This is a genomic window from Bradyrhizobium sacchari (assembly GCF_002068095.1).
In the GTDB taxonomy this organism is placed as follows: domain Bacteria; phylum Pseudomonadota; class Alphaproteobacteria; order Rhizobiales; family Xanthobacteraceae; genus Bradyrhizobium; species Bradyrhizobium sacchari.
On record NZ_LWIG01000001.1, the window covers coordinates 802,614 to 823,305 of the forward strand.

At 66.0% G+C, this 20,692-nt stretch carries 22 protein-coding genes and 1 pseudogene; 13 read left to right on the top strand and 10 right to left on the bottom strand.

All coding sequences use genetic code 11. The features are described from left to right. Positions 1-194, bottom strand: a pseudogene (locus A5906_RS43765) (penicillin-binding protein activator); the annotation flags it as partial. Positions 195-533: 339 nt separating this feature from the next. Here A5906_RS43765 and rsmI point away from each other — a divergent pair. Genes rsmI through gshB form a run of 3 tightly spaced genes read left to right on the top strand, consistent with a single transcriptional unit; the run spans position 534 to position 2,827 of the window. Continuing rightward, positions 534-1,484 (top strand): 16S rRNA (cytidine(1402)-2'-O)-methyltransferase, encoded by a 951-nt coding sequence (rsmI, locus tag A5906_RS03680; RefSeq protein ID WP_080133850.1) that lies wholly within the window; start codon positions 534-536, stop codon positions 1,482-1,484. After that, complete coding sequence (locus A5906_RS03685; RefSeq protein WP_080133851.1) at positions 1,471-1,872, top strand: YraN family protein; 402 nt, start codon at positions 1,471-1,473, stop codon at positions 1,870-1,872. The genes rsmI and A5906_RS03685 overlap by 14 nt, the downstream gene beginning before the upstream one ends. A 10-nt stretch (positions 1,873-1,882) precedes the next feature. After that, on the top strand, positions 1,883-2,827 hold the full coding sequence (gene gshB / locus A5906_RS03690; protein WP_080133852.1) for a glutathione synthase: 945 nt from the start codon (positions 1,883-1,885) through the stop codon (positions 2,825-2,827). 21 nt (positions 2,828-2,848) lie between these two features. Here the strand turns inward: gshB and A5906_RS03695 are convergent, their stop codons facing one another. Beyond that, complete coding sequence (locus A5906_RS03695) at positions 2,849-3,781, bottom strand: AraC family transcriptional regulator (protein ID WP_080134061.1); 933 nt, start codon at positions 3,779-3,781, stop codon at positions 2,849-2,851. A gap of 316 nt (positions 3,782-4,097) precedes the next feature. Between A5906_RS03695 and A5906_RS03700 the strand changes: the two genes are divergently transcribed. The 6 genes from A5906_RS03700 to A5906_RS03725 all read left to right on the top strand — a co-directional run bounded on the left by A5906_RS03700 (position 4,098) and on the right by A5906_RS03725 (position 9,816). After that, the gene (locus A5906_RS03700; RefSeq protein WP_245326575.1) at positions 4,098-4,508 is read left to right on the top strand and encodes a hypothetical protein; all 411 of its coding nucleotides are present in this window, start codon (positions 4,098-4,100) and stop codon (positions 4,506-4,508) included. A 40-nt stretch (positions 4,509-4,548) separates the two neighbouring features. Beyond that, positions 4,549-4,911 carry a BA14K family protein gene (locus tag A5906_RS03705; RefSeq protein WP_080133853.1) on the top strand — a complete coding sequence of 121 codons (363 nt, stop codon included), beginning with the start codon at positions 4,549-4,551 and terminating at the stop codon, positions 4,909-4,911. 495 nt (positions 4,912-5,406) lie between these two features. Continuing rightward, the gene (gene cpaB, locus A5906_RS03710; protein WP_080133854.1) at positions 5,407-6,219 is read left to right on the top strand and encodes a Flp pilus assembly protein CpaB; all 813 of its coding nucleotides are present in this window, start codon (positions 5,407-5,409) and stop codon (positions 6,217-6,219) included. Between the two features lie 10 nt (positions 6,220-6,229). After that, positions 6,230-7,750: a type II and III secretion system protein family protein gene (locus tag A5906_RS03715; RefSeq protein WP_080133855.1), complete on the top strand. Its 1,521-nt coding sequence runs from the start codon at positions 6,230-6,232 to the stop codon at positions 7,748-7,750. A gap of 45 nt (positions 7,751-7,795) precedes the next feature. Further along, on the top strand, positions 7,796-8,530 hold the full coding sequence (locus A5906_RS03720; protein ID WP_080133856.1) for a CpaD family pilus assembly protein: 735 nt from the start codon (positions 7,796-7,798) through the stop codon (positions 8,528-8,530). Further along, complete coding sequence (locus A5906_RS03725; RefSeq protein ID WP_080133857.1) at positions 8,527-9,816, top strand: CpaE/TadZ family protein; 1,290 nt, start codon at positions 8,527-8,529, stop codon at positions 9,814-9,816. Before A5906_RS03720 ends, A5906_RS03725 begins: the two co-directional genes overlap by 4 nt. 30 nt (positions 9,817-9,846) lie before the next feature. On the opposite strand, the gene A5906_RS03730 is transcribed toward A5906_RS03725, so the two are convergent. Both A5906_RS03730 and A5906_RS03735 read right to left on the bottom strand, forming a co-directional pair. Continuing rightward, a complete protein-coding gene (locus A5906_RS03730; RefSeq protein WP_080133858.1) occupies positions 9,847-10,623 on the bottom strand; it encodes a tetratricopeptide repeat protein in 777 nt (258 codons plus the stop codon). Between the two features lie 80 nt (positions 10,624-10,703). Next, entirely contained in the window at positions 10,704-10,949 is a 246-nt protein-coding gene (locus A5906_RS03735; protein WP_028145870.1) for a PilZ domain-containing protein, read from the bottom strand. A 224-nt stretch (positions 10,950-11,173) separates the two neighbouring features. On the opposite strand from A5906_RS03735, the gene A5906_RS03740 reads away from it, so the two are divergent. The 4 genes from A5906_RS03740 (at position 11,174) to A5906_RS03755 (ending at position 16,493) form a co-directional block, all read left to right on the top strand. Next, on the top strand, positions 11,174-12,712 hold the full coding sequence (locus A5906_RS03740; RefSeq protein WP_080133859.1) for a YifB family Mg chelatase-like AAA ATPase: 1,539 nt from the start codon (positions 11,174-11,176) through the stop codon (positions 12,710-12,712). 110 nt (positions 12,713-12,822) lie between these two features. Then, complete coding sequence (locus A5906_RS03745) at positions 12,823-13,296, top strand: hypothetical protein (RefSeq protein WP_080133860.1); 474 nt, start codon at positions 12,823-12,825, stop codon at positions 13,294-13,296. Between the two features lie 121 nt (positions 13,297-13,417). Next, entirely contained in the window at positions 13,418-15,643 is a 2,226-nt protein-coding gene (locus A5906_RS03750) for a PAS domain-containing hybrid sensor histidine kinase/response regulator (protein WP_080133861.1), read from the top strand. Positions 15,644-15,863: 220 nt separating this feature from the next. Then, positions 15,864-16,493, top strand: a complete 630-nt coding sequence (locus tag A5906_RS03755; RefSeq protein WP_080133862.1) for a histidine phosphatase family protein — start codon at positions 15,864-15,866, stop codon at positions 16,491-16,493. Between the two features lie 7 nt (positions 16,494-16,500). On the opposite strand, the gene coaA is transcribed toward A5906_RS03755, so the two are convergent. The 6 genes from coaA to A5906_RS03785 all read right to left on the bottom strand — a co-directional run bounded on the left by coaA (position 16,501) and on the right by A5906_RS03785 (position 20,641). Continuing rightward, entirely contained in the window at positions 16,501-17,457 is a 957-nt protein-coding gene (gene coaA, locus A5906_RS03760) for a type I pantothenate kinase (protein WP_080133863.1), read from the bottom strand. A gap of 83 nt (positions 17,458-17,540) precedes the next feature. Continuing rightward, positions 17,541-17,864 (bottom strand): phosphoribosyl-ATP diphosphatase, encoded by a 324-nt coding sequence (locus A5906_RS03765; protein WP_080133864.1) that lies wholly within the window; start codon positions 17,862-17,864, stop codon positions 17,541-17,543. A gap of 88 nt (positions 17,865-17,952) precedes the next feature. Then, entirely contained in the window at positions 17,953-18,726 is a 774-nt protein-coding gene (gene hisF / locus A5906_RS03770) for an imidazole glycerol phosphate synthase subunit HisF (protein ID WP_080133865.1), read from the bottom strand. 3 nt (positions 18,727-18,729) lie between these two features. Then, on the bottom strand, positions 18,730-19,467 hold the full coding sequence (hisA, locus tag A5906_RS03775; RefSeq protein ID WP_080134063.1) for a 1-(5-phosphoribosyl)-5-[(5-phosphoribosylamino)methylideneamino]imidazole-4-carboxamide isomerase: 738 nt from the start codon (positions 19,465-19,467) through the stop codon (positions 18,730-18,732). Next, positions 19,464-20,114 carry an imidazole glycerol phosphate synthase subunit HisH gene (gene hisH / locus A5906_RS03780; protein WP_080133866.1) on the bottom strand — a complete coding sequence of 217 codons (651 nt, stop codon included), beginning with the start codon at positions 20,112-20,114 and terminating at the stop codon, positions 19,464-19,466. The genes hisA and hisH overlap by 4 nt, the downstream gene beginning before the upstream one ends. Beyond that, positions 20,111-20,641: a DUF2628 domain-containing protein gene (locus A5906_RS03785; protein WP_080133867.1), complete on the bottom strand. Its 531-nt coding sequence runs from the start codon at positions 20,639-20,641 to the stop codon at positions 20,111-20,113. Before A5906_RS03785 ends, hisH begins: the two co-directional genes overlap by 4 nt. Positions 20,642-20,692 lie beyond the last annotated feature (51 nt).

Sequence of the window (20,692 nt, forward strand, 5' to 3'; positions counted from 1 at the left end):
GGCGGGCCGGCCGGCTGGGCCGGCGGCGCGGAGGAGCTGGAGAACGGATTGGAGAACTGGCTGAGACTCTGCTGGACGCCGGCGCAGGCCGACAGCAGCGGCGCGCCAACCAACAGGCCGAGCGCGCTCCGCCGGGTCGCACCCGACGATCGGGGCCCCGGAACGGGAGATTTTGGATGACGCGGGCCCAGCATGACAGCTTCTCTTCCGACCTGCTGTCGCCAGCCGGTCACACCATTCTTTGCCGCGACGGAAGCCGCGGATTCAGGCATATTGTCGGCAAATAGTTAACCAAAACAAAAGGATAATGACCGCTTAACGCGGCCGCCTTCCCGTCCTGGCGAGCTGTTCGCCGTTCGTCGCCTAGCATCAAGGGGGCGTTTCCGTCGCGAATATGGCGCGAGGGCCCTCACTCCCTCGCGACGTGATCCCGGATCGATCACATTCCCGTCCGTTCCCGCCCCCTCACCTCGGCACGATCTTTTCCAAGAGCAGTTCCCAGCCCCGCGGATCGTGCCTAAGTTGGCTTCATTATGCGCGCAAAGCCGGCCCCGATAAATACGCCTGAAGACCCAGACGCCGCCCCGCGCGGCTTCTCCATCGATGCCCACCGGCTCCCGGCCCCGAAGGCGGCGCCGGGCCTCCATCTGGTCGCGACCCCCATCGGCAATCTCGGCGACATCACCTTGCGCGCGCTGCAGACGCTCGCCGGCGTCGACGTCATCGCCTGCGAGGACACCCGCATCACGCGGCGCCTGACCGAGCGCTACGACATCTCGGCGCAGCTCAGGCAGTATCACGAGCACAACGCGGAGGCCGCGCGCCCGAAGATACTGGAGGCGCTGGCGCAAGGCGGTTCGGTGGCGCTGGTATCGGATGCCGGCACGCCGCTGATCTCCGATCCCGGCTTCAAGCTGGTGCGCGAGGTCTGCGCCGCCGGCCACGCCGTCTACGCGCTGCCGGGCCCGTCCTCGGTGCTGGCGGCGCTGTCCGTCGCGGCACTGCCGACCGACCGCTTTTTCTTCGAGGGCTTTTTGCCGGCGAAATCTGCCGCGCGAAAATCGCGCCTCACCGACCTCGCGCGCATCGACGCGACGCTGGTGATGTTCGAATCCGGCAACCGGGTGCAGGATACGCTGGCCGAGCTCGCCGAGATCATGGGCAACCGTGAAGCCGCGATCTGCCGCGAGCTGACAAAACTGCACGAGGAGATTTCGCGCGCGACGCTTTCCGAGCTGGCGCGCGATGCTACAACGCTCGAGACGCGCGGCGAGTTCGTGCTGGTGATCGCTCCACCCGCGGCCGACGCCGAGGTGCTGACATCGGATGCGCTCGACGAGCTCCTGCGCGCGCAGCTTGCCGCGCACAGCGTCAAGGATGCTGTTGCACACGCCGTCGCACTCTCGGGCCGGCCGCGCCGCGAGGTCTATGCCCGCGCGCTCGAGCTCGCAAAAGATTCGCGGGGCGGCGATGGCGAAGACTGAGGCGCCGGCGGAACCGAAAGTCGCCTCGCCCGAGCGCGTCGCCGCGTTCCGCACCGGCATCTCGGCGGAGAGCCGCGCCGCCGCCTACCTCATGGCCAAGGGCTATCGCATCCTCGCCAAGCGCTACCGCACCCCGCATGGCGAGATCGACATCGTGGCGCGCCGCCGCAACCTGATCGCCTTCGTCGAGGTCAAGGCGCGCGCGAACCTCGATGAGGCCGCCTTCGCCGTAACCCCACGCCAGCAGCAGCGCATCATCAACGCCGCCCAAGGCTGGCTCGTGGCGCATCCCGAGCATGCCGAATTCGAATTGCGATTCGACGCCATGCTGATTGCGCCGCGCTCGCTTCCGCGCCATGTGTTGGCGGCATTCGACGCCTCGACCTGAAAGGCAGACCATGAAACTGAACGTCGCCGTCCAGATGGACCCGATCGCCCGCATCAACATCAAGGGCGATTCCACCTTTGCGCTGCTCTTGGAGGCGCAGAAGCGCGGTCATGGCCTGTCCTATTACACGCCCGACAAGCTTTCGATGGTCGGCGAGGAGATCGTCGCACCCGTCCAGCTGCTGACCGTGCGCGATGAGCCCGGCGACCACTTCACCTTGGGGGAACCCAAGCGCGAGGCGCTCAACGGCTTTGACGTGGTGCTGCTGCGCCAGGATCCGCCCTTCGACCTCGCCTACATCACCTCGACGCACTTCCTGGAGCGCATCCATCCGAAGACGCTGGTGGTCAACGATCCGGCCTCGGTGCGCAACGCGCCCGAAAAACTCTTTGTGATGAACTTTCCGCAGCTGATGCCGCCGACGCTGATCTCGCGCGACCTCGACGAGATCAACGCGTTCCGCGACAAGCACGGTGCCGTCGTGATGAAGCCGCTGCACGGCCATGGCGGCGCGGCGGTGTTCCGCGTGATGCCGCAGGACATGAACTTCGGCTCGCTGTTCGACATGTTCTCGGTCACGTTCAAAGAGCCTTGGGTGATCCAGCAGTTCATTCCCGAGGTTAAGCACGGCGACAAGCGCATCATCCTCGTCAACGGCGAGTTCGCCGGCGCGGTGAACCGCGTGCCGGCCGCCGACGATCTCCGCTCCAACATGGTGCGCGGCGGCGCCGCGCAGGAGACCGAGCTCACTCCGCGCGAGCGCGAGATCTGCGCCACCGTCGGTCCGGCGCTGCGCGAGAAGGGCCTGCTGTTCGTCGGCATCGACGTCATCAACGGCAATCTCACCGAGATCAACGTGACCTCGCCCACCGGCATCCGCGCCATCGCGCGGCTCGGCGGGCCCGATGTCGCGGCGAAGATCTGGGACGTGATCGAGCAGAAGCGGAAGAAGTAGCTTCGTAGCCTTCTCGCTCTTTCAGCCGCAGAATCCCCGGGCACGGCGAACCGTCTCGGACGGATACAGCCCGAATGCCGAGCGGTAAGACGCAGCAAACCGGCCCATGTGGGTAAAGCCCCACTTCAATGCGACTTCGCTGACCGGAAGCAGATTCTCCGGTCGCGACAGCTCGTCGTGGATCGCCTCGAGCCGAATTCGCCGCAGATAGGCGACGGGCGTCGTCCCGTGGATCCTGCGAAACCCCGACTGCAGCAACCGGCTGCTGATGCCGACATTCCCGGCGATATCGGCGACCGTCAGCGGCAGATGAAGGTTGGCCCGCATGTACTCGACGGCACGCCTGATGTGGCGAGGCGGCGCATCCGGTGGATGGCGGCTCAAGCGGTCGATCAGCCGATGCGGGACATTTTCAAGGATTAGCTGCATCGCTGCTTCCGAGAGCAGGGCGCTGGCTTTCGGAGAGCGCGCCAGGATGCCGTCATACAGGCCGGCCGCACTGGCACGAACGAGCTGAAGCAGGATCTGCCCGGCGCTGGTCGACAAATCGATCTTTGGCGTCAGATCGAGATCGTCCAGTGCCGCGCTTCCGAACGTCGCAGACAGCGCCTTGGTCACCACATCGGTATGCAAGGTCAGGGTGACACTGGAATATCTGCCGTCCACCGCTTCGACGCTCTGCTCCTGCAGCATCGGAAGCGATACGACGGCCACCTCGGAGGAGGTTCGTTGCACGCTCTTTCCCGCGATGAGCATGTCGGCTTTGCCGGCGTTCAGCAGGCTGATCGCAAGCTCGCCCCCCGAACTGCCGTATGAATAGCGCCAGTCCCAGCCTGCGGACAGTTCCGCACGCACGACATCCATGCCGGCTCCGACTGCGACGTCGGCCTGCCAGCGAAATGGTCCGTCAGGCTTCGGCACGGAATGAGCATTGATCCCGTGCGGCTGGAGCATCTCGAGCAAATCCTGAAACGACGAGCCTGATCGTGCGGGAGGCGCGGCGAGTATGTCTTCGACCATGCGATATCCGTCGTTCGGGGCGCGCGCATCGTGCGGTAGATGCATCACCACGCTACCACGATTTGGGTGAATTCAGGTCCGGTGCCCGCGCCCGATATCCGATTGCCGCACCAAACATCCAGATCGCGTAATCGCGCCGTGGCAGTCAGGCCAGAATGCGAACGCCTCCATCCCGAATGCGGCGCCGAGCATGGACTTGCGGCGCGGTTGGCCTAAATCCCCCCGACTGCCTCAAACAGGTAATGAAAACATGCTGACAAGAACAATTTGCGCGGTCGCGCTCATGGCCCTTTCGTCGATGCCGGCGCGGGCCGAGAGCTGCGCAGACCACTACCAGAGCAGCGGCGTGCCGTTGGTGACGGGCACGACCCACAAGGTCTGGATGATTTTTCCGTCCGCCAGTCCCGGCGTCGCTCTCGACAAGGTCTTCCGCGCCGTTCTGGCGGAGGGCTTTGTCGACGTGAACATAGACAAGGCGCTGGGCACGCTGACCACGCAGCAGGAAACCACCGGCTCCGGACGGCCGCAGACATTGCGCGTCGTCGTTCGCAAGGAGGGTAGAGGCAGCCGCGTCGATGCGGTTTTCATCATGCCGCCGGGCCAGGTCGCGCCAGGCATCAGCAACAATCTCTGCCGCGTCGTGGATGCGGCCGGCCGGTAGCTCCGCCCACCCGTGAATTTGCGATGAAACAGGAAATCCAATGCGCATCGATCATGTCTTGAAAGTTGTCTTGATGACCGCCAGCGGTGCCGTGATGCTTTCGGTCTCCGCGATGGCGGCTCCGTTGCAGAGCGTCGCCGGCGTTGCGGGCGAAGTCCCGGCGCTGACCGAGAAGGTCTGGTGCCGTTACGGACCGTGCTATGACAACGGCGCCGGTGTCGGCGGACTGGTCGGCGGCCTCATCGGCGGCGCCATCGCGGCCGCTGCCGCCACCGCCGCCGCGCAGCAGGAAGCGGCGGCCGCCCAGCAGCACGCGGCCTCATGCGCCCAGCGCTACCGCTCCTACGACCCGGCATCGAACACCTACGCGGCAAAGGACGGCCGGCGGTATCCTTGCCAGTAGGCGCTGGAGGCAGCGCATCGGGCTACGAAGCCGCAGCGTTCCGCAGTCGTCCCGGCGAAGGCCGGGACCCATCACCACAGGCGGGGGTTTGGCGAAGACTCGTCGTTGGTTCTCCTGCCGCGCACAATCGAAACATCACGCGGTATGGGTCCAGGCCCTCGTGCGCAATAGCGCACCAGGCCGGGACGACACTGGTGATGTCGCGTGAGGCTTCCATCTCGCGACCGTGAGCCTACGGCGCCCAACCTACGCGTCACTAACCACCCGTTCACCATGACGCTCCGCGCTTCATCCAAACACCGGAGCCGGCATGCGTGAATCTACGGGGCCGCTGGCCGACTGACTAACGCCACGTTCACCATCTGCCGAAAACCAGCAGCGTGACCGGCCGGCGCATTCGGCCTCGCAACACCCCTTATACTTTTACTCCCTACTCATCGACGCAGGGGAACCCGCCAGGTGCAGTTCGAGTGCCCCGCGTAAGAGTAAAAGCGTATGAACACCGCACGCATTGTCGTTCTCGTCATCGCGCTGGGCGCCGGCGGCGTCGCTGCGTATCTGGCGAGCGGCTATCAGAATGCGCCCGCGCCCGTCCTGCCCGTCGCAGAGAAGCTGCCGACGGTCGAGGTTCTGGTCGCCAAGAACGACATCCAGCTCGGTCAGGCCGTGAAGCCCGAGGACCTGCAATGGCAGTCCTGGCCGGCCGGGACCGCGAGCAACGCCTTCATCCGCCGCGATGCGAGGCCCGACGCGCAGATGCAGATCGCCGGCGCGATCGCACGCGTCCCCTTGATGCAGGGCGAGCCGATCCGCGAGCAGAAGCTGGTGCGGGCCGAAGGCTCCGGCTTCATGGCCGCGATCCTGCCCTCGGGCATGCGGGCCGTCTCCACCGAGATTTCAGCCGAGACCGGCGCCGGCGGCTTCATCCTGCCGAACGACCGCGTCGACGTCGTCCTGACGCGCCGCCTGAAGAACCCCGACACCAACGGCCCGACCGGCGGCAACGACCTCATCGTGTCCGAGGTCATCCTGTCCAATATCCGCGTGCTCGCGATCGACCAGGCGCCGAAGGAAAAGGACGGCCAGACCGCCGTGATCGGCAAGACCGTCACGCTCGAGCTCAAGCCCGATCAGGTCGCCACGCTGTCGGCCGCGCGCCAGGGCGGCACGCTCCAGCTCGCGCTGCGCAGCATCGTCGACGTCAACGCAACCGAACTCACGGTCGAGGACCAGGCGGCCAAGCGTTCCGGCGGGGTCAACGTGATCCGCTACGGGGTGCAGGTGCGGCAACTGACGTCACAGAAGTGATGGGGATAGCATGAACTATGGGGATGATCGGACGGGCCTGCGCATTCGGGGGAATCGCGCACGCACGTTCTGGACGGGGGCGATGCTGATGCTGGGGCTGCTCGCGGCCCCTCGCATGGTCAGCGCTGCTGCAGATGCGCCGGTCGGCGACCAGGCACCGATGCAGATGCCGGATCTCGCCTTGTCGTCGGTCGGTTCGATCCCGCCGGCGAAGACGCGTTTTCTCTCGCTTGGCGTCGGCAAATCCGTCGTCATCGACCTGCCCCGCGAGGTCAAGGACGTGCTGGTGGCCGATCCCAAGATCGCCAATGCGGTGATCCGCTCGGCCCAGCGCGCCTACATCATCGGCGGCCAGGTCGGCCAGACCAACGTCGTGTTCTTCACCGCCGACGGCCAGCAGGTCGCTTCCTACGACATCGCGGTGAAACGCGACCTCAACGGCATGCGTTCGGCGCTGCGCCAGTCGCTGCCCGGCGTGCAGATCGAAGGCGTCGGCGACAGCGTGATGCTGACCGGCTCGGTCTCGAGCCCGGTCGAGGCCCAGCAGGCCGGCGACGTCGCCGCCAAGCTCGTCGGCGGCGCCGAGAAAGTCGTCAACAACATCGTCGTGCGCGGCCGTGACCAGGTGATGCTCAAGGTCGTCGTCGGCGAAGTGCGCCGCGACATCGTCAAGCAGCTCGGCGTCGATCTCAGCGCCAGCCTGAACGCCGGCACCGCCGTCGTGAATTTCAACAACTCCAACCCGTTCTCGGTCTCCGGCGGCCCGCTGGTCGGCGGCAACGGGCTCGGTGTTACCGGACTCGCAAAAGGCGTGGCCACCGTCAACGCCACGATGCGCGCGATGGAAAGCGCCGGCGTGATGCGGACGCTGGCCGAGCCGAGCCTGACGGCGATCTCCGGCGAGTCCGCCACTTTCATCGCCGGCGGCGAATTCCCGATCCCTGCGGGCTATTCCTGCGATCCGGTCACCCATGTCTGTACCACCCAGATCACCTACAAGAAGTTCGGCATCTCCCTGAACTTCACGCCGGTCGTGCTCAGCGAGGGACGCATCAGCCTGCGGGTGATGACCGAAGTCTCGGAGCTGTCGAATCAGAACGCCATCTCGGTGACGCAGGCGGTGTCCGCGGGCCAGACCAGCTCGATCACCATCCCCTCGATCCAGACCCGCCGCGCCGAGACCACGCTGGAAATTCCCTCGGGCGGCTCGATGGCGATGGCCGGCCTGATCCAGCAGCAGACCAAGCAGGCGATCAACGGCCTGCCCGGCGTCGATCAGGTGCCGATCATCGGCGCGCTGTTCCGCAGCCAGGACTTCGTCAACAACGAGACCGAGCTCATGGTGATCGTGACGCCCTATGTCGTGCGCGCGGTCGCCCAGAAGGAATTGTCGCGGCCGGACGACGGCTTCGCGCCGGCCTCGGACGCGCAGACCGCTCTGCTCGGCCGCATGAACCGCCTCTATGGCACCACGCGGCGCGTCGACCCGATCAACGGCGCGCCCGGCGATTTCGGCTTCATCATCGACTGAGACGACCGGACGGCTTGGGGAAACGGGGCAAGAGGGGATCAAGCGATGACGAAGACGACAGCGGATCGACGTCGCGGCTTAAGCGTCGCGCTGGCGCTGACGGGGCTCTCCGTCATGCTCGGCGCCTGCAACACCACCGGTGAGATCGTCACCCAGACGGTGCCGACCGACTATCGCCAGCGCCACCCGATCGCGGTGCAGGAAGGCAAGAAGTCGATCGTGATCTTCGTCGGCAAGGCGCGCGGAGGTCTCTCGGACGCGCAGCACTCCGACGTCGCGGGCATCGCCCGGGACTGGGTTCGCGAAGGCAGCGGCTCCGTGGTCGTCGACGTGCCTGTAGACACCGCCAATTCGCGCGCGGCGGCGGCGACCTATCAGGAAATCCGTTCCGTGCTGGCCTCCGGCGGCGTGCCGTCGCGCGCCATCGTCAGGCATCCCTATCGGCCCGAGGATCCCGGCCTGCTGCCCACCATCCGCCTCAGCTATTCCAGGATCGCTGCGGTCGCCGGCCCCTGCGGGCTGTGGCCGGAGGACGTCGGGCCGTCCATTCTCGACCCCGGCTACAACGAGAACCACCCGTACTTCAATCTGGGCTGCGCCAGCCAGCGCAACCTCGCGGCGATGATCGACAATCCCGCGGACCTCGAGCAGCCGCGTTCGGAAACGCCGGTTTACACCGCGCGGCGCGATATCGCCTTCGACCACTATCGCAAGGGCACGCCGATCGCGAGCCCCAATCCCGACGCCGAGAAGGCCAAACTCAGCGATACAGGCAAATGACAGGCTTCAACGACGAAGAGGCGGACGATCCGCGGCACCCCGAGGAACACATTGCACCGGTTCCTCGCATCTCCGTGCAGGCCTTTTGCGAGACCGACCAGACGCTCAAGGCGGTGACCGCGGCGGGCGAGGACCGAAGGCTCGCCAAGGCGCATCTCACCGCCAAGGAAGGCGGCTTAGCTGCGGCGATCGAAGCCTATGAATCGATGCCGACGCCGAACGTGATCGTGATCGAATCCGACGGCACGCGCGACATCCTCGAAGGTCTCGACGATCTCGCCGGCGTCTGCGATCCCGGCACCCGCGTGGTCGTGATCGGCAACCCCAGCGATACCGCGCCCTATCGCGAGCTGGTGCGGCGCGGCGTCAACGACTACGTGGTCGGCCCGGTCGAAACGCTCGACGTGGTCCGCTCGATCTGCAGCCTGTTCTCGGCCTCCGAAGCCATCATCACCGGCCGCGTCATCGCCGTGGTCGGCGCCAAGGGCGGCGTCGGCGCGTCCACCGTCGCGCACAATGTGGCCTGGACCATCGCCCGCGACCTCTCGCTCGATTCCGTCGTGATCGATCTCGACCTCGCCTTCGGCACCGCGGGTCTCGACTACAACCAGGACCCGGCGCAGGGCATCGCCAATGCGGTGCTGTCGCAGGACCGTCCCGACACCGCGCTGATGGAGCGCCTGCTCGCCAAATGCACCGACCACCTCAGCCTGCTCGCCGCGCCCGCGACCCTCGACCGCGTCTATGATTTCGGCGCCGAAGCGTTCGATGCGATCTTCGACACGCTGCGCATGACCACGCCCTGCATCGTGCTCGACGTTCCCCATCAATGGTCCGCCTGGACCAAGCGCGCGCTGGTCAATGCCGACGACATCGTGATCGTGGCCGAGCCCGATCTCGCGAACCTGCGCAACACCAGGAACATGCTGAGCGTACTGAAGGCGGCGCGGCCGAACGACCGGCCGCCGTTGTACTGCATCAACCAGGTCGGCATGCACAAGCGGGCGGAGATCGAGGTCAAGGCATTCGCCAAGACGATGGAGAGCCAGCCGATCGCGGTGATCCCGTTCGATTCGAAACTGTTCTCGACCGCGGCCAATAACGGTCAGATGATCGCGGAGGTCTCCAGGAACCACCGTACCACCGAGCTGTTCCAGACCATGGCCAACCGCCTCGCCGGGCGCGGCGAGGTGAAGAAGCCGAAGCGTTCGCTGCTCGCGCCGCTGCTGAAGAAGCTGAAAGGCCGCGCGGGCCGCGGATCCGCCCCGCATCGCAAGGCGTCGTAGGGTTCGCGTCCAGGAAACGCGGCGCGCGGGCTACTTCTCCGTCCGCTGCTGCTGCTTCTTCGCCAGCAACTGGCGCAGCGCGGTGACCTTGGCCGCGGCTTGCTCCGGCGGCAGATCTGCCTTCACGAGGATCTCGGCCTCGGCCTCGCGGCCTTGCAATCCCAGCACGAGCGCGAGATTGGCACGGATTCGCACATCGTTCTGATTGCGCTGATGGGCGCGGCCGAGCACCTGTTCGGCCCGCGGCAGATTGTTCTGCAGCATGTAGGACAGGCCGAGATTGGACAGGACCTGCGGCTCATCAGGCACGATCTTCAGCGCGCTCGCATAATATTGCTGCGCTTCCTCGTTGCGGCCGAGCTGATCGAGCGCGGCGCCCTGCGCCGACAGTATCCGCCAGTCGGGATCCTCGGGCGAATGCGCGCGGCCTAGAACGTCGAAAGCCTGCTGGAAATTGCCGTTGTCGGCGAGCGCGCGGCCGTAACCGGCGAGCAGCGCCCTGTTTTTGGGATGGGCGAGCACGGCCTGCTCGAGCACCGCGACCGCCTGGGCGCGCTGGCCGCTGTCGCGCAGCGCCTTGCCGTATTCGATGGCAATGGCGGGATCGCTGGGCTTGGCGCGATAGCGCTCGCGCAAGCCGTCCATGTCCGATCTGGCATCGGATTTGCCGGCTGTCTCCGACTTGCCGCCAAGCGCGCCGGTGACGTCCTCGAGGCTCGTCGTCTGACAGCCGCCGAGGGCGAGCACGATGAGCGTGGACAGCAGAAATCTCGCCGGGGGAAAGGCGAGGGAGGGACGCTTGGGCATACTCTGATCACTCGGCAACTGATCAGGGATGCTTACCGATTAACGCTAAAGTCCCGTTAAGGACGCGCTGCTGTTGAGACTCAGTCGACGAATTCGGCACCGAATTCGCAGCCGATGCGCCAGCGCAGGCGGCACTGGCGGGAATAGTCCGGCGCGAAGATGATGGTGAATTGCGGCGGCACTTCCAGGAATTCCGCGACGACCTTCACGCCCCCGTCCGAGATATCCGTGATCGTGCAGTCCCTGGGCAGCGAGCCCGCGCCAAAATGAATCTTGGCGAGCCGGCTGCATACCCGACGTTCGCTTCTCCGGCGATTTACCAGCATTTGAATTGTTCACCCGTTAGACCACGGCCCATCCCGCAGCCCTAGGAGTAGCGGACATTCGTTGGAATGTGCTGAGGACAGAAGCTCGCATTCGAGGCGTAGTGTCGGGATCGCGTTGACGGCTTGTTAGGGTCCTCCCCCGCTGGAAATGTTCCCGTATTGTTCTTGCGAAGCGGCGCACCTCCTGCTACCCTCGATTGTGCAAGAGGGCAGGCTGGTTCGGCATGGTTCAACGGGTTTCTACCGTCGCCTTTGAGGGGATCGAGGCCCGCGCGGTCGACGTGCAGGTGCAGGTCGCGCCGGGGCTGCCGGCCTTTGCCATCGTCGGCCTGCCGGACAAGGCGGTGTCGGAGGCGCGCGAACGGGTGCGCTCGGCGCTGATCGCCTCGGGCCTGGCGCTGCCGGCGCGGCGGATCATCGTCAACCTGGCCCCCGCCGATCTTCCCAAGGAAGGCAGCCATTACGACCTGCCGATCGCACTCGGGCTGATGGCGGCGATCGGCGCGATCCCGCCGGATGCGCTGACCGGCTTTACCGTGCTCGGCGAGCTCGGGCTCGACGGCTCGATCGCGCCGGTCGCCGGCGTTCTGCCCGCTGCGATCGGCGCCAACGAGCGCGAGGAAGGGCTGATCTGCCCGGCCGCCTGCGGTTCGGAAGCGGCATGGGCGAGCCCGGATATCCAGATCATCGCCGCACAATCGCTGATCCAGATCGCCAACCATTTCAAGGGCACGCAGGTGCTGTCGCGGCCCGTGCCCAGGGTGCACGAAGCCGCCGCCTCCCCGCTCGACCTGCGCGACATCAAGGGCCAGGAAAGCGCCAAGCGCGCGCTGGAGATCGCGGCCGCCGGCGGCCATCACCTGCTCATGATCGGCGCGCCCGGCGCCGGCAAATCGATGCTGGCGGCGCGCCTGCCCTCGATCCTGCCGCCGCTGTCGCCGAGCGAACTTCTGGAAGTCTCGATGATCGCCTCCGTCGCCGGCGAGATCGAGGGCGGGGCGCTGACGTCGCGGCGGCCGTTCCGTTCGCCGCATCATTCCGCAAGCATGGCCGCACTCACCGGCGGGGGCATCCGCGCAAAACCCGGCGAGATCTCGCTGGCGCATCAGGGCGTGCTGTTCCTCGACGAATTGCCGGAGTTCGATCCGCGCGTGCTGGATTCGCTGCGCCAGCCGCTGGAGAATGGCGAGGTCTCGGTCTCCCGCGCCAATCACCGCGTCACCTACCCTGCGCGCTTCATGCTGGTCGCGGCGATGAACCCCTGCCGTTGCGGCAACGCCTTCGAGCCCGGCTACGCCTGCAAGCGCGGCCGCATCGATCGCTGCACCTCCGACTACCAGGCCCGCATCTCCGGCCCGCTGATGGACCGCATCGACCTGCGCATCGAGGTGCCGGCCGTGACCGCCGCCGATCTGATCCTGCCGCCGCCAGCCGTAGGCTCGGCCGAGGTCGCCGCACGCGTGGCGGCCGCGCGCGACATCCAGCTCGCGCGTTACGCCGCTGCCGGCCTGCCCAACATCCGCACCAATGCCGAAGCGCCGGCCTCCGTGCTGGAGGAAGTCGCAAAGCCCGATGCGCAAGGCGCCAAGCTGCTGCGCGATGCCGCCGAGACGATGCGGCTGTCGGCGCGCGGCTATCACCGCGTGCTGAGGGTCGCGCGCACGCTCGCCGACCTCGATCACGCCGACAAGATCGGCCGGCTGCATCTCGCCGAGGCGTTGTCCTACCGCGCACTCGCGGAGGATGTGCGCCAGCTCGCCTGATCCTTCCGCGCATCAACCCGGCGGTAACGAGTTTCCTTTACGCTCTGCAAACCATAAGGCCCAACGAGTTCTCCAAGAGTCGTTCACTCGGGCCTGGCGAGTAGAGTGTCATGTTGCGTTTCAAGATCCTGGCCTCGGTTGTTCCCCTGTTGGCGGCAGCCGTTTTTGCCCGCGGCGAGATCGGATCGGTCTCGCATCCCTGCATCGCTGTAGGCGACACCTCCGTCGAGTTGACGACCCTGTTCTGGACCGCCGGCGTCCATGTCGCCTTCACCGACAACCCGGATCGGGCCACGGTTCGGGTTCAGATCACTGACGACGCGAACGGTGCTGACTTCGCGGTCGTGGACGATGGTCTCGGCTCCGAGACCGACTCCTGCCAAGCCAATCCGGCAACCCGCCTCATCACGATTGCCGCACAGCCCGTCGACGGCGGACCGGTCATTTACCTCTCCACCGATGGCCCGGCCGATTACCGCATTTATGTGCGCTCAAGGACGTTCTCGCAGCGAGACGCGGCAGCGCTGATCGTCGGCGCCCATGGCGGTCACCGCCCGCTCCCGGTCCAGGCGGCCTCGCTCTGAGTCATTAACACCTCGCTAACCCTGTTTGGAGGCAGAACCTAAGCCTCAAGCTGTTCGCAAGGTCGGCGCGACATCGTCGGACGCAGCGGCGGTGGGGTTTCGGACAAGAGTCAGGGTTGCGATGGGTCGGATGTTCCGGATCAAGGTGCGCATGCGCCGCTTCAGGCGGCAGCACCCCCGCATCGCCTTCGCGATCCGCTCCTTCATGATCTTCTCGGCGACGTTCGGCGGCGCCTATGGCTTCATCTCCGGCAGCCGCTCGGAAAATTCCGGCTACGATCCGAACGCGTTCGCGATCGGCGCGAGCTTCCTGTTCGCCCTCGCCTGCCTCGGCCTTGCCACGCTCAGCATGCGCCTGCGCTTCGTCAACAAGCGGCTGCGGACCCTTGCCGCGCACAACGAGACGCTGATCGACCGCAATTGGGAGCTCAAGGAAGCCGAGGAGCGCGCCCGCAGCCTGTTCGAGCAGCAGGGCGATCTGATCGTGCTGCGCGATCATCAGGGCCGCATCACCTTCGCCAACGACGCCTATTGCGCGCTCGCCGGACAAGACCGCGGCGCGCTGGTCGGCACGCGTTTCGATTTCGACGTGCTGGAGCAGGGCGACAGCGCCCGCGAAAGCAACGGCACGCGCATCCACGACCAGAGGATCACCACGCCGCTTGGCGCGCGCTGGATCGCCTGGCGCGAAGGTTACGTGCGGCTCGACGCCGGCCAGGCGGCCGAATTGCAGAGCGTGGGGCGCGACGTCACCGACCGTACCGAGACCGAGCGCGCGCTGTCGGAGGCGCGCGACCAGGCCGATGCCGCCAACCGCGCCAAGTCTCGCTTCCTCGCGATGGCCTCGCACGAGATCCGCACGCCCCTGAACGGCATCATCGGCATGGGCGGCCTCCTGCTCGACACCCATCTGACGCCGGAGCAGGCGACCTATGCCAGGGCGGTGAAGACATCGGGCGAAGCGCTGATGGCGCTGATCGAGGAGCTGCTCGACTATTCCAAGATCGAGGCCGGCAAGCTCGATCTCGAGCAGCGCCCGTTCGCGCTCTCGACCCTGATCGAGGAGATCACCGAGCTGCTGGCGCCGCGCGCGCAAGCCAAGCAGCTCGAAATTGCCGCCTATGTCGACGAGCGCCTGCCGCTGGAAGTCGTCGGCGATTCCGCACGGCTCCGTCAGGTGCTGCTCAACCTCGCCGGTAACGCCATCAAGTTCACCGCGAACGGCGGCGTCGCGCTGATCGTCGAACCCGGCATCTGGCCGAACGAGATCAGCTTCCTGGTCCGCGACACCGGCATCGGCATCGCGCCCGACGCACAGCAGCGCATCTTCCGCGAATTCGAGCAGGCCGACGAGCGCGTCGCCCGCACCTATGGCGGCACCGGACTTGGCCTCGCCATCAGCGAACGCATCGTCAAGCGCATGGGCGGCCGCATCACGCTGACCAGCGAGCCGGGCAAGGGCGCGACCTTCGAGGTCGCAGTGCCGCTCGCGCCGTCGCAAGCAAGCACAGGGCAGACGACCTTCCCGAGCCCCGACCTCACCGGCAAGTCGATCCTCGTGATCGCCGAGGGCATCGAGGCCTCGCTGATCACGCGGCGCCTGGAGCGCTGGGGCGCTCAGACCTGCCTCGTGACGGACGCGACCGTCGCGGAGGCGCTGCTGCCGGAACGGTCATGGCATGCAGTGCTGGTCGATCGCGCAATCGGTCCTGCGATCGCCGACCGGCTGGGCGAAGCCGCCCGCGCGCATGCGCTGCAGCGGCTGGTGCTGCTGACGTCGAGCTCCCGCCATGAAAAGCTCGCGCCTGATTTCACCGGCTTTCTGGTGAAGCCGCTGCGCGCGGCCTCGCTTGCCGCACGCCTGGCGCTGACGCCGGAGATCGCCTCGCCCGACCTCGCGCCGGAGCCCCCGGCTGAATCCACGCGCGCAGCGCCGGCCAAAGCCCTGTCGATCCTCGTTGCCGAAGACAACGAGATCAACGCGCTGCTGATGCGCTCGCTGCTGACAAAGCTTGGCCACCGCGTCGTCATCGCCGTCCATGGCGAGGCCGCGCTGGAATCCTGGCTGGCGGCGTCATCCGCCGGCACGCCCTACGATCTCGTGCTGATGGACATCCAGATGCCGCAGCTCGACGGCATCGAAGCGACCAAGCGCATCCGCGCCCATGAGGCCGCCACCGGCGGCCATCACACCCCGATCCTGGCGCTCACCGCCAATACGCTGGTGGAGGATCGCTATGCCTGCTTCGAGGCCGGCATGAACGGGTTTCTGATCAAGCCGCTCGACCGGGAGAAGCTGGACGAGGCGCTGGCGGGGCTGGCTGCGTCACGGCACCTGGCGGTGTAGCAGCAATCAACGCTGCCGCAGCCTGCAGCTCTCTCGCCGTCATTGCGAGCGCAGCGAAGCAATCCAGAATCTTTCCACGGAGGCAATCTGGATTGCTTCGCTGCGCTCGCAATGACGATGTGGTGATAGGTGCGCCTTTCCGACCGACAATCTGCGATTGAAATCGAACCCGCTGCGCGTCATCATCCTTCGGGGGCTCGGTTTCCGACGAGGGTATCGCATGAATGTGCTCTACCGGCTCTCCGTCATTGTCTGTCTCGCCATTTGCTCCCGGGCCGCCGCAGCGGATACGTCGGAGCTCGTCGCCGCACTGAAGCAAGGCGGATACGTTCTCGTCTTTCGGCACACCGCGACCGACGACAGTCAGAAGGACGTCTATCCCTTCAAGTTCGACGACATGAGTGCCCAGCGCCAGCTGAGCGAAAAGGGCAGGGACATGGCGCGTCAGATCGGAGCGGCGATCCAGGAGCGCGCGATTCCGATCGGCGATGTCTACACAAGCCGTCTGAACCGCGCGATCGAAACCGGCAGGCTGATCACCGGCAAGGAATGCAAGCCGGTCGACGCATTGACGGACAGCAGCAACGCCAGCGCATCGGGAATGGCAAACCCCACCGCTGCGAACGCAAAGGCCGCAGCGGCCGTCCGCCAGCTCGTCGATCAATTGCCGGCGCCCGGCACGAACACCGTCCTCGTCACTCACAAGACGAACATTGCCGACGCCTTCGGCAAGGAGGCCGGGGACGTACAGGAGGGCGAAGCCTTCGTCTACCGGGCCAACGGCGCCGGACCCGCGACCTTTGTCGCACGCGTGAAGTCCGCGGATTGGACGGCGAAGGCCGGCAAATAGGAGGCGGCTACAGCCGCCTGAGCGCCACGCTTTCCACCGCGTGATCGGCGCCCTTCTTCAGGATCAGCGTCGCGCGGGGGCGGGTCGGCAGGATATTGTCCTCGAGATTGGCGAGGTTGGTGCGCTCCCAGATCGCGGTGGCGGTGGCGGTTGCTTCCTCGTCCGACAGCAGCGCGTAGCGGTTGAAGTAGGATTTCGGGTTGGTGAACGCGGTGTCGCGCAGCGCCAGGAAGCGCTTGATGTACCAGCGCCGCAGCGCCGCCTCGTCGGCGTCGATATAGACCGAGAAGTCGAAGAAGTCGGAAACGACAGGCACCGCCTTGCCGTCACGCGGCAGCTTGCCGGTCTGCAGCACGTTGACACCCTCGACGATCAGGATGTCGGGCTGGTCCACCTCCGCCCATTCGTTCGGCACGATGTCGTAGGTCAAATGCGAATAGACCGGCGAGCGCACATGGCGGCGGCCCGACTTGATGTCGGACAGGAAGCTGAGCAGCAGCGGCAGATCGTAGCTCTCCGGAAAGCCCTTCTTCTGCAGGATGCCTTGCTGCTCGAGCAGGGCCTTCGGGTACAGAAAACCGTCGGTGGTGATCAGCTCGACCTTCGGACGCGGCGACCAGCGCGCCAGCAAGGCCTGCAGCACGCGGGCGGTGGTGGACTTCCCGACCGCGACGGAACCGGCGACGCCGATGATGTAGGGCACCTTGCGGTCGCGGATGTTGAGGAACTGGCGCTCGGCGTAATACAGGCGCTGCATCGCATCGACATAGATCGACAAGAGGCGCGACAGTGGAAGATAGATGTCCTCGACCTCCTGGAGGTCGAGGCGATCGTGCAGCGAACGCAGCCGGTCGAACTCACCCGGCTCCAGCGTCATCGGCGTGTCGTCGCGAAGTCGCGCCCACTCCTCGCGCGTGTAGACGCGGTAGGGATTATACTGCTGCTCGGGTGCGCGGATATCCATGACGCCGCCTTCTCCGTTGCCAGTCTCTGAAACCCGGGCACGATCTTATCGGAAAACCGCCTCGCACTTTTCCGGATCGTGCCCTAATCGCTTTTGCGCGACGCCTTTTCTTCCAACCCTGACATCGAGGTCCGCTTGCCCAGCGCCGCCTCGACCTCTTCCAGCTTTATGCCGCGTGCCTTCAAAAGCACAAGGAAATGATAGAGCAGATCGGCACTCTCGGCGATCAGATGCGCGCGATCGTTTTCGACTGCTGCGATTACGGTTTCGACTGCTTCCTCACCGAACTTCTTGGCGCAATGCTCGGCGCCCTTGTCCAGCAGCTTGCGGGTATAGGAAGCTTCGCCCCCGGCCGCGGCGCGGGCGTCAATGGTCTCGGCCAGATCGTGGATCGTGAAACGCGGCATCGGACTTGCTCGGGAACACACTTGTCAGCAAACGGCCACGGAGGCCATTCTCCGCTGGCTTGTTTAGCATTTTTACGTGCGGGAGTCGTCAGGCATCGAGGCGCATCGGCAGCCCGCGGCGGGCCATGTGCTCCTTGGCCTCGCGGATGGTGAATTCCCCGAAGTGGAAGATCGAGGCCGCCAGCACGGCCGTGGCGTGCCCGTCGCGGATCCCGTCAACCAGATGGTCGAGATTGCCGACGCCGCCCGAGGCGATCACGGGAACGGTAACACTGTCGGCGATCGCCCGGGTCAGCGGGATGTCGAAGCCCTGCCTCGTGCCGTCGCGGTCCATGGAGGTGAGCAGGATTTCGCCGGCGCCGAGCGAGACCACCTCCTGGGCATACTCGATGGCGTCGATACCGGTGGAGTTGCGGCCGCCATGGGTGAAGATCTCCCAGCGGTCACCGCCCGGCCGCTTGACCCGCTTGGCGTCGATCGCAACCACCACGCACTGCTCGCCGAATTTTTCGGCAGCTTCCTTGACGAATTCGCGCCGCGACACCGCGGCGCTGTTGATCGAGACCTTGTCCGCGCCGGCGCGCAGCAGCGTCTTGATGTCGTTGACCTCGCGCACGCCGCCGCCGACGGTGACAGGCATGAAGCAGGCCTCGGCCGTGCGCCGGACCACGTCCAGCATGATGCCGCGGTTCTCATGGGTCGCGGTGATGTCGAGGAAGGTCAGCTCGTCGGCGCCGGCGGCGTCATAGGCGATCGCGGCTTCGACGGGATCGCCGGCATCGCGCAGATCGACGAAGTTGACGCCTTTGACCACGCGGCCGTCCTTGACGTCGAGGCAGGGGATCACGCGCACCTTGAACATGTGTCAGCTCCTGCGCGCGTCGCGGATCAGAGTGAGGGCGGCGGCGGGATCGAGCCGGCCGTCATACAGCGCCCGGCCGGCGATCGCGCCGGCGAGCTTTTTCGCGCGCGGCGTCAGCATCGCCTTGACGTCCTCGATCGAGGCGAGGCCGCCGGAGGCGATCACCGGAATGGAGATCGCCTCGGCCAGCGCGATGGTCGCGTCGAGGTTCAGGCCCTTGAGCAGGCCGTCGCGTGCGATGTCGGTGAAGATGATGGCGGCGACGCCGGCATCCTCAAAACGCTTGGCGATCTCCAGCACCGTGACCTGCGACGTCTCGGCCCAGCCCTCGACCGCGACCTTGCCGTCGCGGGCATCGAGGCCCACGGCCAGGCGGCCGGGAAACTTCTTCGCGGCAGACTTCACCAATTCAGGATCGCGCACCGCGGCGGTGCCGATGATGACGCGGCTGATGCCCTTGGCGAGCCAGGCTTCGACGGTCTTGAGATCGCGGATGCCGCCGCCGAGCTGCACCGGGATCTTGATCGTCTTCAGCATTGCCTCGACGGCCTCGGCATTCACCGGCTTCCCGGCGAAGGCGCCGTCGAGGTCGACGACGTGGAGATACTCAAAACCCTGCGCGGCAAAGCTCTGCGCCTGGGCGGCGGGATTGAGGTTGAAAACGGTCGCGCGCGTCATGTCGCCTTGCTCGAGGCGTACGCACTGGCCGTTCTTGAGGTCGATTGCCGGAAAGAGGATCACGGTTTCCATCGCAAAAAGTTCGAGATCAGGGCCAAGCCGAAACGCTGGCTCTTCTCGGGGTGGAATTGGGTGCCGATAGCGGTGTCTTTCGCGACGATCGCGGTGACAGGGCCGCCGTAATCAGCGCGTGCGAGCACGTCCGCCTCGCTGGCGGCATTGAGGTGATACGAGTGCACGAAATAAGCGTGCTGCCCCTTCGGCCCGAGCGGCAGCTTGTTCAGCACCGGATGCTCCCTGAGCAGCTCGAGCGTATTCCAGCCCATGTGCGGGATCTTCAGGCTCTCGTCGCGCGGCGTGATCTTCTCGACGTCGCCACCGATCCAGTTCAGGCCTTCGGTGACGACGTGCTCCTTGCCGCGGCTCGCCATCAGCTGCATGCCGACGCAGATGCCGAAGAACGGCCGCGCCTTGACCCGCACCGCCTCTGTAATCGCCTCGACCATGCCGTTGACGGCGTCCAGCCCGCGCCGGCAATCGGCGAAGGCGCCGACGCCCGGCAGCACCAGACGGTCAGCTTCGTAGGCCTGATCGGGATCGCTGGTGACGAAAACCTTTTGCGGATTTTCAAGGCTGCGCGCGGCGCGCTCGAAGGCTTTAGCGGCGGAATGCAGATTCCCGGAACCGTAATCGATGATGGCGACGCTCATCTTGACCCTCCCGGTTCTGGAAACAATCCAATGATGCCGCCGGCCGGAATCGGCGGCGGGTTCGAAAACTGCTCTCCCGGCACACCCCGGGTCGGCGGCGGGCCGCCGCGGTCGACGGCCCATTGATCGTTGACGATGCCGTGCTGCTTCTGGCTCCAGCGCTCGAAGAAGCGACGCTCGGCGGTGTCACGGTTGTCTGCGACGACGATGTCGAGCTGCCGCCACTTGCCGCGCGACAGCGTCCAGCGCCGCAGGCTGGAGGCCTCGAGCCCCATCAGCAGCGCGACGATCACGTTGGCGAAGAAGATCGAGCTGCGGCCGATGCCGATGCTGTGCAGCCCGGCATCGAACGCTCCTAAGAAGACGATCCAGCCGATCAGCGCCAGCCACAGCCGGTGCCAGAGCAGCCAGAATGGGCCGAGCACCATCGCCCAGAAATGGAAGCCGTCGCGCACGAAGACGAACTTGTCGGTCGCACGCAGATCGGCTCCGCCAGGGGAGGGAGCATGAACTGTGTAGACAGGCATGGTGATGCCTCGTTCTCGAAATTCAGTGATGCCGCCAGCAGCGTTCGCCGC